This window comes from Pseudarthrobacter sp. 10T415, from assembly GCF_056394175.1.
Window position 1 is genome coordinate 99744 of the sequence record NZ_JBFTHJ010000010.1, and the last position, 13201, is coordinate 112944.

Genomic DNA, 13201 nt, shown 5'->3' on the forward strand with positions numbered 1-13201 from the left:
TTACATTCATCTATGTCATAGCGCAATGACCCAACGCCGGGCTCATTGTCGGCGTCCGGCGCTACACTGAACTTATCGAACAAATATTCGAATAAGGGTGTGTTGTGGGCGTTATTGTCGGGCCTCGCGTGATAGATGCAGGCGCGTCGCTGTTCTCGGTATTGATCTCTCCCGTGGCAGTCGCGGCCGGCTTTCCATCGCCGGCACAGGACTACTTCGACGGGCGGATCGACCTGAACGCACACCTGATCAAGGACATCACCAGCACCTTTGTTGTCAGGGTCACCGGAAACTCCATGGAGGGTGCCGGCATCAGCGACGGGGACGAGCTGATCGTCAACCGCGCGCTGGAACCCAAGGACGGGTCCGTCGTGATTGCCGTGCTGGACGGTGAACTCACCGTTAAGAGGCTGCGCATCACGGCCACCGGAATCGTCCTGCAGGCGGAAAATCCCCGGTACCAGGACATCAAGGTATCGGCGCTTTCCGAACTGACCATCTGGGGAGTCGCCACAAGGTGCCTGCACCATGTCTGAGGCCCGCCGTGGCTAAACCTGCCCTCATGCGCCACATGCCGCAGATCGCCCACGTAGACGTCAACTGTTTCTACGCGTCCGCGGAACGGGCCTTCGACCCCTCGCTGGAGGGCCGCCCACTGGTGGTCCTGTCCAATAACGACGGCTGCGCCGTTACCCGTTCCCCCGAGGCGAAGGCACTCGGCATCACCACCGGTGAACCCTGGTTCAAGCTCGCGCCGCGGGCAAAGGAGTGGGGCCTCGTGGCGAAATCCAGCAACTACGAACTCTACGGCGACATCAGCGCGCGGGTCATGGAGCTGCTCGGCAGGTACTCGGCCTGGTTGGAGGTCTACAGCATCGACGAGGCGTTCCTGGGGGTCAAGGGGGACGCCGGCACCTTGCTACCCCTCGGACGCACCATCAAGGACGCCGTCCGCAGGCATGTGGGCGTTCCCGTATGCGTGGGCATCGCACCCACCAAGACGCTCGCCAAGCTCTGCAACAAGTGGGCCAAGAACAACCCGGCCTTTGACGGGGTCTGTTTATGGGAGGCGGTCCCCCACGATGTCCGGGACAGCCTGCTGGCCCGGCTGCCCGTGGACGAGATCTGGGGCATCGCCGGAAGGCTGACCAAGCGGCTCAACGTCCTGGGGATCTTCACGGTCCAGGACCTGGTCCGCGCCGATGCGGTGATGATCCGGGACAGGTTTTCGGTGGTGCTGATGCGCACCGTCCTCGAGTTGCGGGGCACCCCCTGCATTCCCATGGAGGAGGAGCGAATCGGCCGGGACCAGCTGATCTTCTCGCGATCGTTCGCCACGCCGGTCGCCAGTGCGGACGGCCTGCGGCAGGTGCTGAGCATTTACGGGCAGCAGGCGAGCGCCAGGCTGTCCAAGCACGGCCTGCAGGCGAAAGTGCTCACGGCATTTGCCGCCACGTCACCCTTCCGCCAACAGGAGCAGGCGTACCCGTCCGTATGCGTTTCGCTGCCGATGCCGACGGCGGACCCGCTGCTGCTGACCAGGGCGGCACATGCCCTGCTCCCCCACATCCGGGACGGCCTCAAATATGCCAAGGCGGGGATCATGCTGACCGACCTGCGGCCCAGCGGCAACCAGTCGCCGCTCGAACTGTTCGAGAACCGGCATGAGGAACGCGGCATCGGCCCGCTGCTTGACGATGTGAGCCGGCGCTTCGGGCGCGGGGCCATCGGGCTGGGACATGCCGGCATCAAGTCCGGCCTCGACTGGACCATGAAGCGTGACATGCGCTCGCCCCGGTACACCACCCATTGGGACGAACTTCCGGTGGTCAAAGCCGCATGACCCGGCTGCAGTGACAGAAACATAGTCCAAACTGTTCAGCATGCTAGCCAGCAGACAGTATAGTGAACAGATGACTTCTCCCAAGACTGTGGCCATCGCCGTCCCGCTCGAAGCAGAGCTCGTGGACCAGATCCGTGCCGTCGATCCGTCCATCACCGTCCTGTACGAGCCCGGCCTCCTCCCGCCGGAGCGCTTTCCCGCAGACCACGCCGGCGATCCCGCTTTCGAGCGCACGCCCGGGCAGGAGGAACGCTACTGGGCCATGCTCGGCAGGGCCGAAGTGCTCTACGGCTTCCCCAATGAGAGCCCTGCGGGCCTGGCCCGCATCGCCCGGGATAACCCCGCACTCGAATGGATCCATGCCATGGCGGCGGGGGCAGGCGGAGCGGTCAAGGCATCCGGGCTCGGCCAGGACGTCCTGCAGAAATTCCGGATCACCACCTCCGCCGGAGTACACGCGCTTCCCCTCGCCGAATTTGCGGCGATGGGAATCCTGAACGGCTTCAAACGGAGCGCCGAGCTGGCCCAGGACCAGGCCGCCAAGGCCTGGCCCGACCTGCGGGTACCCACCCGCCTGGTCAACGGCTCGAACCTGGTGATCAGCGGCCTGGGCGAAATCGGGCTGGAAACGGCCCGGATCGCCAGGGCGCTCGGCATGAACGTCAGCGGCACCAAGCGGACCGTTGAGCCCATCGAGGGCATCCACCAAGTGGTGGACAACGCGGGCCTGCCCGGACTCCTCGCCACGGCAGACGCCGTTGTCAACACCCTGCCCGGAACCGAATACACAGAGAAACTCTTCAACCGGGAACTGTTCGCGGCCATGAAACCCGGCACCACCTTCGTCAATGTTGGCCGAGGCACCGTGGTGGATGAGGATGCGCTGCTGGAGGCGCTGGAGAACGGCCAGGTGGGCTACGCCTGCCTGGACGTCTTCGCCGTGGAGCCGCTGCCCCGGGACAGCCCCCTGTGGAGCCACCCCAGGGTTATGGTCTCGCCCCACACGTCAGCCCTCAGCGCCGCCGAAAACCGGCTGATCACCGAGCGGTTCTGCAGCAACCTCCGCACCTTCCTCGACGGCGGCGAGCTTCCCCACCTCGTGGACACCGTCCACTTCTACTAAGCCAGTACCGGGAGAACCAATGCGCATCGCCAGAATCAACACAGCGTCCGGGACCCGGCACGCGGTTGAACGGGCCGGATCATGGCACCACATCGTCGACCCGTTCGAGGCACCGCTCCGCTTCACGGGCGGCACCACCCCCGCAGGTGAGGCGGAGCTCCTCGCTCCCGTGGCCCCGGCGGTAGTGGTAGGCATCGGCCACAACCTGACCCTCAACGACCACCCACTGCCCATCCAGGCATGGCATAAGTCCGTCCACACAGTGGCCGGACCTGGCGACCGGATCGTCGCCGCACGCGGCCGCGGCACAGTGAACGTAGAAGGTGAACTCGCCGTGGTGATCGGCAAGCAGGCAGCTGACCTGACCGCAGAGAACGCCCTGGACCACGTCCTCGGCTACACCTGCGTCAACGACGTCACCAACGTGGATCAGAACGCGGTGGACGAGCGGAACTTCCAGGGCAAGGCCGGCGTCAACTACACGCCACTCGGACCGTGGATAGAAACCGCCCTTCCGGATCCCGAGCGGGCTGGCATCGGCGTCTTCGTCAACGGAGTGCCCAAGGCCAACTCCGGGACGTTCAACCTGCCCTCCTCTGTGGTGGACTGCCTTGTCTACGTCACCTCCTGGCTGACCCTTGAGCCCGGGGATGTCGTCATGACTGGCGCGCCCGGCACCGCGGTGCCGGTGGAGCCGGGCGACCGCGTGGACATCGTGGTGGAGGGCGTCGGAACCCTGACCAGCGCGGTGGGTTGACGGGCCGCTCCCGTATTCTTCGGGACCGCACATTCGCCGGGGCACTTATGATGGATAGCGTTCAGTTGACTGAACGGACACTGCAGTCAGTCCCGGCAACCTAAGGAGAATCATGGCCGATTCCCGCACCCCCGCTTCACCGGACAAGTCGGGAGCCGCCTCGCCGGCGCCGGCAGTCACGCGTGCGGCCGCCGTCCTGGATGCGCTGGCGGCTTCTGCAACGGGGCGGCTGACCCTCAGCGACCTTTCGCGCGAAGTGGGGATTCCCAAGTCTTCCACCTCCAATCTCCTGCTGGCGCTCGAAGAAGCCCGGCTGATCACCCGGCAGGGAGCGGAATTCACCCTGGGCCGCAAGCTGGTGGAACTCGGCGCTGCCTACTTGGGCCGGATGGACGAGGTCCAGGAGTTCTACCGCTACTGCGAACAGGCCTCCGTCCTCTCCGGGGAGACCGTCCGGATCGCCATGCTGGACGGAACCAACGTTATCTACCTCGCCCGCTACGAGGGCCACCCCGCAGTCCGCCTGACCTCCAATATCGGCGACAAGATGCCGGTATCCCTCTGCGCCGTAGGCAAGGCGCTGATCGCCCGGCTCAACGTGCACGACATCGAAGGGATGTTCCCTGACGACGCCGAACTGCCGGTCCTCACGCCCAAGTCGCTGCGCACCGGGGCGGAACTGAAGTCGCAGCTGCGCGAAATCCGCGAGCAGGGCTACGCCTTCGAGGACGAGGAAAGCACCACCGGCGTGGTGTGCCTGGCCGTGTCTGTTCCCACGCGCGGCGCCCACGGTCCCAGCCTGGGCCTGTCCGTCACCGCGCTGAAGGCCACCTACACTCCGGAACAGGGCTCGCAGATGGTCAAGGAGCTCAAGGAGCTGGCGCACTCGCTGGGCAACCCTATGGGCTAAGCGCGGCCGCGGACTCCAAGCCGCAGAGGAACGCCGCTTCTCAACAAAACAAAAAACTGTTGCCAGTTGTTCAGCTTGCTGTATTGTGTTCAGCATAGTGATCGACACAACAGGTGTTGTCGCTATCCCACCAGGCCAACGGGGGCCTGGAGTGCATTAGAGGGAGTTCTCGTGACAACTCGTACTAAATCACCGCAGACCGATGCGGACGGCGCCGTCGTCGATCCGGAGCAGCTGCGAAGGGCAACTCTTGCCAGCTCCGTGGGTTCGGCCCTGGAGTACTACGACTTCTACATTTACGGCCTCGCATCGGCCCTGATCTTCGGCCCGCTGTTCTTCGCCCCGCTGGGCGAGAGCGGCGCCGTCATCGCCTCCTTCGCCACCTACGGCGTCGGCTTCGCGGCCCGGCCGTTCGGCGGCGTGGTCTTCGGGTACATCGGGGACCGGTTTGGCCGCAAAATGGTGCTGATCCTGACCATCGGCCTGATGGGCATGGCCAGCTTCGCCATCGGGCTCCTCCCCACCTTTGAGCAGGCGGGGATGCTCGGGGCGGTGCTGCTGGTTGCCCTGCGCATCCTCCAGGGCCTGGGCGCCGGAGCCGAGCAGGCAGGCGCCACAACGCTGATCTCCGAGGTGGCCCCGCGCCGCCGTCGCGGTTTCTTCGCCTCACTGCCCTTCGTGGGCATCCAGCTGGGCACGCTCCTGGGCGCCGGCACCTTCGCCCTGATGGCCCTGGCGGACAAGGAAGTCCTGCAGGGCTGGCTCTGGCGCGTACCTTTCCTGGCCAGCGTCATCCTGATCATCATCGCCGTCTTCATCCGGCTCAAGCTCAAGGAGACCCCGGTCTTCCAGGAGCTCGAAAAACACAAGGCCGTGGTCAAGAACCCGGTGGGCCAGATCTGGAAGCACTCCAAGAAGAACGTGCTGGTGGGCATCGGCCTGCGGATGGGTGAGAACGGAAACTCATCGATCTACTCGGCGCTGCTGGTGTCCTTCATCAGCATGCCGGCCGGCGTCTTCGCCGGCGACAAGTTCATCGGCCCCACCGGCCTGCTGATCGCCGCCGGATTCGCGGCGGTCCTGGTGGTCACCTTCGGTGCGCTGTCCGACCGCTTCGGCCGGGTACCCGTCTACCGCTACGGCGCCCTGTTCCAGGCCGTCATCGCCCTCCCGGCCTTCTACCTGGTCACACTGGGCAACGTCACCCTGGTCTGGGTGGTCATGGTGGTTGGCATCGCCCTGGGCGTCCAGTCCATGCTCGGCCCGCAGTGCGCCCTGCTGCCGGAACTCTTCGGCTCCCAGCACCGCTTCACCGGCGTCGCCCTCAGCCGCGAAATCTCCGCAGTGCTCGCCGGCGGCTTTGCACCGATGATCGGTGTGGCACTGCTCGCAGCTACCGGCCACTCCTGGCTGGTTCCCGCGATCTACTCCCTGGTGCTGGCGTCAATCTCTTTCGCCACCACCTTCTTCACCCCCGAAACGAACGGCCGCGACCTGCTGGTCGTGGAGGACGCCAAGTGACGCACGGCTCCGTCGGCTTCGTGGGGCTCGGCCTCATGGGCGCCCCGATGGCCGCCAACCTGCTCGGCGCCGGGTGGCAGGTCAGGGGTTGGAACCGCTCCCCCGCAGCCGTCCGGGACCTTGAACTCCGGGGCGGGTCCGGCGTCGACACCGTCGCCGACCTGCGCGGCGAGCCCGTCATCATCTTCATGCTCCCCGACCTCCCCTTCATCGAAGAGTCCGCCGCCGGCCTCCTGGCGGCATGGCGGACGGAGCCACCCGCGCCGGGGACGCTGGTGGTGGTCATGAGCAGCGTGTCACCGGTGGGGGTGCAGGCGTTCGGCCTTGCGGTGGCTGAGGCGAGCGCCGGGAACGCCTCCGTGCTCGATGCACCGGTCAGCGGCGGCACGGACGGCGCGCGCCGGGGAACCCTGGCCATCATGGCCGGCGGCTCCGAGGCGGACTTCGCACGTGCGCTGCCGGTCCTGGAGGCCATGGGCGCGGCGGTCCGGCGGCTGGGCGGGCTGGGCGCCGGCTCCCTCGCCAAGGCATGCAACCAGCTGGTGGTGGGAACCACGACGGCGGCACTCGCCGAAGCCGCGGAGCTGGCCGAACGCTCGGGCCTGGACGTCCACGCCCTCTTCGAGGTGCTCGCCGGGGGCTTGGCGGGCAGCCGCGTGCTGGACCAGGTGGGACCCCGGCTGGCGGCCAAGGATTACACACCCACAGGGCCGGCCAAGTTCATGCGCAAGGACCTGTCCTTCGTACTGGACAGTGCACGCAGCGCGGGTACCGCCACACCCATGGCGTCCGCCGGAATCGAGCTGTACACCGAGCTGGTGGCGCAGGGCCTGGGAGACCAGGACCTTGCGGTGGTGCGGCAGGCCGTCGCAAACCCCAGCGCCGCCGGCGCCGGAGAGGCCCGGCGATGAGCCAGTTGTTTGACCTGACCGGACGCACCGCCCTGGTCACGGGTTCCAGCCGCGGCATCGGCAACGCACTCGCCCGGGCACTGGCGGAGGCCGGCGCCACGGTGGTCCTGAACGGGATCAATGCGGAGCGGCTCGCAGCGGCTGAGGCGTCGATGGCAGCGGATTTCGCCCCGGGCCGGATCCGCAGCTGCGCGTTCGACGTCACCCGGGACAGCGACGCCGCCCATGGCGTTGCCTGGGTGGAGGAGAACGTTGGCCCCCTGGAAATCCTGGTCAACAACGCCGGCATCCAGCACCGCGTGGCCATGCTGGACCTCGACGTCAGGGACTGGGAACGGGTCATCAGCACCGACCTGACCAGCGCTTTCCTGGTGGGCCGGGCCGCAGCCCGCGTGATGGTGCCCAGGGGCCGCGGCAAGATCATCAACATCTGCTCCGTCCAGACGGACCTGGCCCGGCCCACCATCGCACCCTACGTTGCCGCGAAGGGCGGGCTGCGGAACCTGACCCGTGCCATGACGGCGGAGTGGGCGTCATCAGGGCTGCAGATCAACGCCATCGCTCCCGGCTACATCCACACGGAGATGACGCAGAACCTGGTGGACGACGAGCAGTTCAACTCATGGATCCTGGGCAGGACACCGGCCCGGCGCTGGGGTACCGCCAGCGACCTGGCCGGCCCTGCCGTCTGGCTGGCGTCGGACGGTTCGGCCTTCGTCAACGGGCAAACCATCTTCATCGATGGCGGCATGACGGTGGTGGTTTAACGGGAGCCTGCACCCGGATTTCCGGGCGCGGGGAAGACGCCGTGCGACCTTCCGTGACGCTGCACGACGCCGCGTTGCGGCTGCGCGTCGTCCCGTTAACGCCTGCTACGGGAATCATTGTGGCCCTGCTGGGCGCTCCGTAATCTCGTCTCAGCACCCGCCCCAGCAAAGGAATCCCCATGGCAGACCCCCAGGACACCAGTCCGCAGAACCCCGGAAAATCCACCCGCATCGTCGCCGGCCAGGCCGCTCCGAAGCGCCCCCTGGGCCTGAAAATCGGCATCGCCGCTGCCGTCCTCGCCCTCGTGGGCGGCGGCGCCGCCGTCGCCTCCGCCGTCAACGCAAACAACACCGCCACGGCACCCGCCGCCGAAGCCGCCCCCGCCGGGAACCCGGCCGCGGAACTGAAGCTCGGCTACTTCGGCAACGTCACCCACGCCCCGGCCCTGGTGGGTGTCAGCAAAGGCTTCATCAAGGACGAGCTCGGCGATACCAAGCTCAGCACCCAGGTCTTCAACGCCGGTCCCGCCGCCATTGAGGCGCTCAACGCCGGAGCCATCGACGCCACCTACATCGGCCCCAACCCGGCCATCAACTCGTTCGTGAAGAGCCAGGGCGAATCCATCAACATCATTGCCGGCGCCGCCGCAGGTGGAGCGCAGCTCGTGGTGAAGCCGGAGATCAACTCCGCCTCGGACCTCAAGGGCAAGACCCTCGCTTCCCCGCAGCTCGGCGGCACCCAGGACGTGGCCCTCCGCGCCTGGCTGACCGCCCAGGGCTACAAGACAAACGTGGACGGCAGCGGCGACGTGGCCATCAACCCCACCGAGAACGCCCAGACCCTGAAGCTGTTCCAGGACGGCAAGCTCGACGGCGCGTGGCTGCCCGAGCCCTGGGCCTCCCGCCTGGTGCTGACCGCCGGTGCCAAGGTGCTGGTGGACGAGAAGGACCTGTGGGACGGTTCGCTGTCCGGCAAGCCCGGCGAATTCCCCACCACCATCCTGATCGTCAACCAGAAATTCGCCGCAGACCACCCGGACACCGTCAAGGCGCTCCTGAAGGGCCACGCCAAGTCCGTTGAGTGGCTGAACGGTGCCGCCGCGGATGAGAAGGCCACCGTCATCAACGCAGCACTCAAGGAAGCGGCCGGCGCCGAGCTCAAGGCCGATGTCATCGACCGGTCGCTCAAGAACATCGTGTTCACGGTGGATCCGCTGGCCGGAACGTACCAGAAGCTGCTGGCCGATGGCGTCACGGCCGGAACCACCAAGCAGGCCGACATCAACGGCATTTTCGACCTGCGGGCCCTCAACGAGGTCACCGGCGAGAAGACCTCCGCCGCCAACCTCGGCAAAGAATAGCCGCCAACCACCACAGGGCGCCCGCCCGGCAGGAACGGCACCAGCGCTCCGGCCGGGCGGGCGCTTTTAACTTGTGGAAATCCTGCGCTTAGCCGCCGGAAACAGGCGCCTCGCCGCCCCTAAGCTGAAGAGGATTCATCGGCAGGCGGCACGGGGGATGTTGGGTGGGCGGTTCAGGCAGGGATCATGGCACATGGCCGGGAGCGCCCGACGGCGGCCCGTTGCCAAGGGTGCGCCGGTCACCGAGCGGAAGGATCCCGCAGTGGGCCATCGACGAGGCGTTCGGCCGGCAGGCACAGCAGGCTCCGTGGCGCGCACCGGAACCGGCGCCCGCAGGACGGCCGGCGTTTGGCGGTTTCCGCCGGCCGTACCGGCCCCGGCAGCGGAAGCGGCGGCTGCTCCCCGCGCTCGGCCTGGCGCTGGTCATCTGCCTGTACTTCACGCCGTCGTTCTTCAACCGCGTTGTCCTTCCCTTCGCGGCACCGTACCTGCCGGGGGCAACGGTTCCGCCGCCCGGGTTCGAGGCCGCGTCCTCGCCCCTGGGGACTCCCCCGGCCAGCACCGGCTCCACGGCTTTCGTCCTGCAGGACTCGCCCGATCCCGGCCAGCGGTTCGCCGCATACGATCCGTGCCGTCCGGTCCACTACGTAGTGCGTCCTGACTTCGCCGTGCCGGGTGGGGACGCGCTGATCCGGGACGCGGTAGCAGCGACCTCCGCGGCCACCGGCCTGCAGTTCATCTACGACGGCACCTCAACCGAAGCGCCGGCAGATGAGCGGGAAGCCTTCCAGCCGGACCGCTACGGCAAGCGCTGGGCCCCGGTGCTGATCGCATGGTCCACCCCGCAGGAGTCACCCGGCCTCGCCGGCGACATCGCGGGCGACGGCGGCAGCACCTTCGTCCAGGCACCCGGCCAGCCGATGGTCCTCGCCGCCGGCCAGATCCGGCTGGATGCGCCCGACCTCGCGGGCATCCTCGCCAGCCGCCCGGACGGAACGGACCAGGTGCGGGCCATCATCATGCACGAACTCGGCCACGTTGTGGGCCTGGACCACGTCAACGATCCGGGCCAGCTGATGCATGCGGCCAACATGGGCGTGGTGGATTTCGCCGCCGGGGACCGCGCCGGGCTGGCCCTCCTGGGCAGCGGCCCGTGCGTTCCCCAGCTCTGACCCCCGGCGCAAGACAGGGCGTGCCCGGGGGCGCGGATAGGGTATGCAAACCTGCGTAGCAGGGGACCGCTGCCGGTGTTTTACTTTCCCCTATGACTGAGTTGCTGAAGCAGCACCCAAACGAGCCGCACGACGACAGCATTGCAGCGCGCCTGAACTGGCTGCGCGCGGGCGTCCTTGGAGCCAATGACGGCATCGTGTCCGTGGCCGCAACGGTGGTGGGAGTCGCCGGTGTGACCAACGATGTCACCCCTATCCTGGTGGCCGGCGCGGCCGCCGTGGTGGGTGGCGCCGTCTCCATGGCGCTGGGCGAGTACGTGTCCGTCAGCAGCCAAAGCGACAGCCAGCGGGCCCTGATCGAGAAGGAACGCCAGGAACTCCGTGACGATCCCGACGGCGAACTGGAGGAGCTAGCCGCCATCTACCAGGCGAAGGGACTCACCGAAGCAACCGCGCGCACGGTGGCCCTCGAGCTCACCGAGCACGATGCGCTGGGCGCGCACCTGGAGGCCGAACTGAAGATTGATGAGGCCAGCGTCGCCAGCGCCTGGCACGCAGCGTTTGCCTCGGCCATCGCCTTCACCGTCGGTGCGGTACTGCCGCTGCTGGCAATCCTGCTGCCACCGGCCGAAATCCGGATCCCCCTCACCTTCGTGGCGGTTGTCATCGCCCTGGCGATTACCGGCACGGTCAGCGCCAGGATCGGCGGCAGCTCGAAGCGGAAGGCCACCCTGCGCCTGGTAATTGGCGGCGCCCTTGCCATGGCTTTCACCTATGGCGTTGGCCTGCTGCTGGGCACCACGGGGATAGCCTGACTCCAGCACACCTGATCCGGCGTCACTGCCCAGTCCCTAGGAGCTTTGCATGGTGGAAATCGGCGGCCTTCCGGCCCACATCCTCCTGGTCCATGGAGTGGTTGTCCTGGCGCCGCTGGCGGGCCTGATGGCGGTGGTCTTTGCACTCTGGCGCCGGAGCAGGGCCTACCTGGCCTGGCCCCTCGGCGTCCTGGCCTTTGGCCTGGTGCCGTTGTCCATCCTCACCGCGCAGGCCGGTGAACAGCTGGAGAAGGCCAGGCCTGCCTCGAACCTCATCCGGGAGCACGCCGAGCAGGGCGGCTTCTTCCGGTTCGTGGCGGTGATCTTCCTGGTGGTGGCGGCCGCGCAGATTCTTGCCGCCTTCCCCGCCGCAGTGAACCGCTGGCACGTGCTCCGCGGAACCGGACGCCTCCTGGCCGCCCGCTGGCTTGTTCCGGCTACGTCAGTTCTCGGCGTCCTGGCGGGGCTGTTCCTGATCTACGAGGCCGTTGTGACCGGCCACTCCGGCTCGGCGTCGGTCTGGAGCGGAACCTAGGGCGCTGCGCGGGGAATGGCCCGCTGGAAAGGTGGCTGGGATCATCAATCCCCCGTCACTGGAGTAGACCTTGGAACTGAACCCCGCCGAACTTACGCCCGTCATCAATCGCATGAAGCGCGCCCAGGGCCAACTTGCCGCTGTCACGCGCATGTTCGAGGAAGGCCGCGATTGCAAGGATGTGGTCACGCAGCTGGCGGCGGTATCGAAGGCCCTTGACCGGGCCGGATTCGCCATCATCGCCACCGGGCTGGAGCAGTGCATCGTCCAGAAGGACGAAACCCTGGACCGGAAAGAGCTGGAGAAGCTTTTCCTCTCCCTGGCCTAACAGGCGGGCGGGGCCAATACGCGCCGGACGCCAGGGGCGGACGACGCCGGCATGCGGCTGCGGCGCGTCAGCGAAACACCGGGGCGGGTGGCCGCAGGGCGGCGGCGGGGCAACAGCCCGCCAAAGTGGAGCTAAGTAGCTTGAGCTAGGCCTGCGCCTGCATGCCGAGCGGCGGTATGGCCGGGCCGGCCAAACCGGGGGCAGCGGCAACATCCATCAGTGCAGGCCGCTGCAGGTAAGCCTCAAGCTCGTCGGCTGAAAGGCCGGCCGTCCGGGCCAGGGCAGGCGCGCTGACACTGAAGGCCGAGGCGCCGCGGAGAGCCGCGCACAGGTCCTCTTCGGCGGCGTCCAGCTCCCACTGCAGCTGCTCCAGTTTGGCGGACGCCAAGGCAACTGCTTTCATCCATCCGCCGGCCTCCGAGGGCGCGCCGGACGCCCCCACGGGATCGGCATTGAAGCCATAGCTGTCGGGCAGCGGCAGGGCGACGACATCGGCCAGGTGATTCCGGTTCCGGCTCTGTGGTTCTGCTACCGCTGTCATGTCGCCCTCGATCCCTCGTTTACCGAATTGCTAGTTTGCCTAGTATTTAGTACCTCTAGGCAATTGTCCAGCCCGGTTTGGCGGATCAGCCCCTCGCCACCTCGTCCATGGCGTGGCGCATGCGGACCAGGAAGCCGAAAACTGTTCCAAGCTCGTCGCGGTCAAGGGATTCTATGAGGTTGGCGATGGGCCGCCGGGCGTCGTCCAGCGCCTGGACTTCCGCGGTCTCGCTCAGCCCGGTACTCCGGAGGATGGAAGCCCGACGGTCCGAGGGGTGGGGCTCCCGCACCACAACGCCGCCTGACACCAGCCGGTCAATCAGGGCAGTAATCGAGGCGGAGCTCAGCCCCAACAGGGCCGATAATTCCGTGGGGCGCATGCCATCGCCGCGAAGTGTTGCCTCACGGACGTAGCGCAGGGCGAGGACGTCGGTTGCACCGCGATCCATGATGGGGCGGGTGCGGCGGAGCATGGCTGTCTCCGCGGCACGGTACTCGCTCAGCGCATCAAGGACGTCGGTTGCACCGATCCGGCCAACCGCTTCCCGGGTGTCGACACTTCCCAATCCACCTAAAGGAGTCATGACCCTTCCTCGATAGCCTAGTAACACGCCCGTC

The 13201-nt window shown here is 67.2% G+C and carries 15 protein-coding genes; 13 read left to right on the plus strand and 2 right to left on the minus strand.

The features are described 5' to 3' along the window. Positions 1-104: 104 nt before the first annotated feature. The 13 genes from AC1DBN_RS14070 to AC1DBN_RS14130 all read left to right on the plus strand — a co-directional run bounded on the left by AC1DBN_RS14070 (position 105) and on the right by AC1DBN_RS14130 (position 12043). Positions 105-536, plus strand: coding sequence for a LexA family protein (locus AC1DBN_RS14070; RefSeq protein ID WP_056077140.1), 432 nt, complete (start codon positions 105-107; stop codon positions 534-536). A 26-nt stretch (positions 537-562) separates the two neighbouring features. Next, positions 563-1843, plus strand: a complete 1281-nt coding sequence (locus tag AC1DBN_RS14075) for a Y-family DNA polymerase (RefSeq protein WP_172829894.1) — start codon at positions 563-565, stop codon at positions 1841-1843. 70 nt (positions 1844-1913) lie between these two features. Beyond that, complete coding sequence (locus AC1DBN_RS14080) at positions 1914-2966, plus strand: D-2-hydroxyacid dehydrogenase (protein ID WP_091717259.1); 1053 nt, start codon at positions 1914-1916, stop codon at positions 2964-2966. A 19-nt stretch (positions 2967-2985) separates the two neighbouring features. Continuing rightward, positions 2986-3723 carry a fumarylacetoacetate hydrolase family protein gene (locus AC1DBN_RS14085; RefSeq protein WP_056077146.1) on the plus strand — a complete coding sequence of 246 codons (738 nt, stop codon included), beginning with the start codon at positions 2986-2988 and terminating at the stop codon, positions 3721-3723. A gap of 112 nt (positions 3724-3835) precedes the next feature. Beyond that, positions 3836-4633, plus strand: a complete 798-nt coding sequence (locus AC1DBN_RS14090) for an IclR family transcriptional regulator (protein ID WP_056077148.1) — start codon at positions 3836-3838, stop codon at positions 4631-4633. Positions 4634-4804: 171 nt separating this feature from the next. Further along, complete coding sequence (locus tag AC1DBN_RS14095; protein WP_056077150.1) at positions 4805-6154, plus strand: MFS transporter; 1350 nt, start codon at positions 4805-4807, stop codon at positions 6152-6154. Then, the gene (locus AC1DBN_RS14100; RefSeq protein WP_091717255.1) at positions 6151-7065 is read left to right on the plus strand and encodes an NAD(P)-dependent oxidoreductase; all 915 of its coding nucleotides are present in this window, start codon (positions 6151-6153) and stop codon (positions 7063-7065) included. The genes AC1DBN_RS14095 and AC1DBN_RS14100 overlap by 4 nt, the downstream gene beginning before the upstream one ends. Beyond that, on the plus strand, positions 7062-7832 hold the full coding sequence (locus tag AC1DBN_RS14105; protein WP_477723484.1) for an SDR family oxidoreductase: 771 nt from the start codon (positions 7062-7064) through the stop codon (positions 7830-7832). Before AC1DBN_RS14100 ends, AC1DBN_RS14105 begins: the two co-directional genes overlap by 4 nt. Before the next feature lie 179 nt (positions 7833-8011). After that, positions 8012-9193, plus strand: a complete 1182-nt coding sequence (locus AC1DBN_RS14110; protein WP_477723485.1) for an ABC transporter substrate-binding protein — start codon at positions 8012-8014, stop codon at positions 9191-9193. A gap of 230 nt (positions 9194-9423) precedes the next feature. Continuing rightward, positions 9424-10365 (plus strand): matrixin family metalloprotease, encoded by a 942-nt coding sequence (locus AC1DBN_RS14115; RefSeq protein ID WP_231994419.1) that lies wholly within the window; start codon positions 9424-9426, stop codon positions 10363-10365. Positions 10366-10457: 92 nt separating this feature from the next. Next, positions 10458-11180: a VIT1/CCC1 transporter family protein gene (locus tag AC1DBN_RS14120; protein WP_056077160.1), complete on the plus strand. Its 723-nt coding sequence runs from the start codon at positions 10458-10460 to the stop codon at positions 11178-11180. A gap of 49 nt (positions 11181-11229) precedes the next feature. Beyond that, entirely contained in the window at positions 11230-11715 is a 486-nt protein-coding gene (locus tag AC1DBN_RS14125) for a hypothetical protein (RefSeq protein ID WP_091717249.1), read from the plus strand. 70 nt (positions 11716-11785) lie between these two features. Further along, on the plus strand, positions 11786-12043 hold the full coding sequence (locus tag AC1DBN_RS14130) for a metal-sensitive transcriptional regulator (RefSeq protein WP_091717247.1): 258 nt from the start codon (positions 11786-11788) through the stop codon (positions 12041-12043). 145 nt (positions 12044-12188) lie between these two features. Here the strand turns inward: AC1DBN_RS14130 and AC1DBN_RS14135 are convergent, their stop codons facing one another. Further along, positions 12189-12584 carry a hypothetical protein gene (locus AC1DBN_RS14135; RefSeq protein WP_091717245.1) on the minus strand — a complete coding sequence of 132 codons (396 nt, stop codon included), beginning with the start codon at positions 12582-12584 and terminating at the stop codon, positions 12189-12191. Between the two features lie 85 nt (positions 12585-12669). After that, complete coding sequence (locus AC1DBN_RS14140) at positions 12670-13167, minus strand: MarR family winged helix-turn-helix transcriptional regulator (protein ID WP_091717243.1); 498 nt, start codon at positions 13165-13167, stop codon at positions 12670-12672. Positions 13168-13201 lie beyond the last annotated feature (34 nt).

What these genes read in the sequence shown, in the direction of transcription:
- AC1DBN_RS14075 (WP_172829894.1), top strand. Translation starts at nt 563, where the DNA reads ATGCGCCACATGCCGCAGATCGCCCACGTAGACGTCAACTGTTTCTAC.
- AC1DBN_RS14080 (WP_091717259.1), top strand. Translation starts at nt 1,914, where the DNA reads ATGACTTCTCCCAAGACTGTGGCCATCGCCGTCCCGCTCGAAGCAGAG.
- AC1DBN_RS14085 (WP_056077146.1), top strand. Translation starts at nt 2,986, where the DNA reads ATGCGCATCGCCAGAATCAACACAGCGTCCGGGACCCGGCACGCGGTT.
- AC1DBN_RS14090 (WP_056077148.1), top strand. Translation starts at nt 3,836, where the DNA reads ATGGCCGATTCCCGCACCCCCGCTTCACCGGACAAGTCGGGAGCCGCC.
- AC1DBN_RS14105 (WP_477723484.1), top strand. Translation starts at nt 7,062, where the DNA reads ATGAGCCAGTTGTTTGACCTGACCGGACGCACCGCCCTGGTCACGGGT.
- AC1DBN_RS14110 (WP_477723485.1), top strand. Translation starts at nt 8,012, where the DNA reads ATGGCAGACCCCCAGGACACCAGTCCGCAGAACCCCGGAAAATCCACC.
- AC1DBN_RS14120 (WP_056077160.1), top strand. Translation starts at nt 10,458, where the DNA reads ATGACTGAGTTGCTGAAGCAGCACCCAAACGAGCCGCACGACGACAGC.
- AC1DBN_RS14125 (WP_091717249.1), top strand. Translation starts at nt 11,230, where the DNA reads ATGGTGGAAATCGGCGGCCTTCCGGCCCACATCCTCCTGGTCCATGGA.
- AC1DBN_RS14135 (WP_091717245.1), bottom strand. Translation starts at nt 12,584, where the DNA reads ATGACAGCGGTAGCAGAACCACAGAGCCGGAACCGGAATCACCTGGCC.
- AC1DBN_RS14140 (WP_091717243.1), bottom strand. Translation starts at nt 13,167, where the DNA reads ATGACTCCTTTAGGTGGATTGGGAAGTGTCGACACCCGGGAAGCGGTT.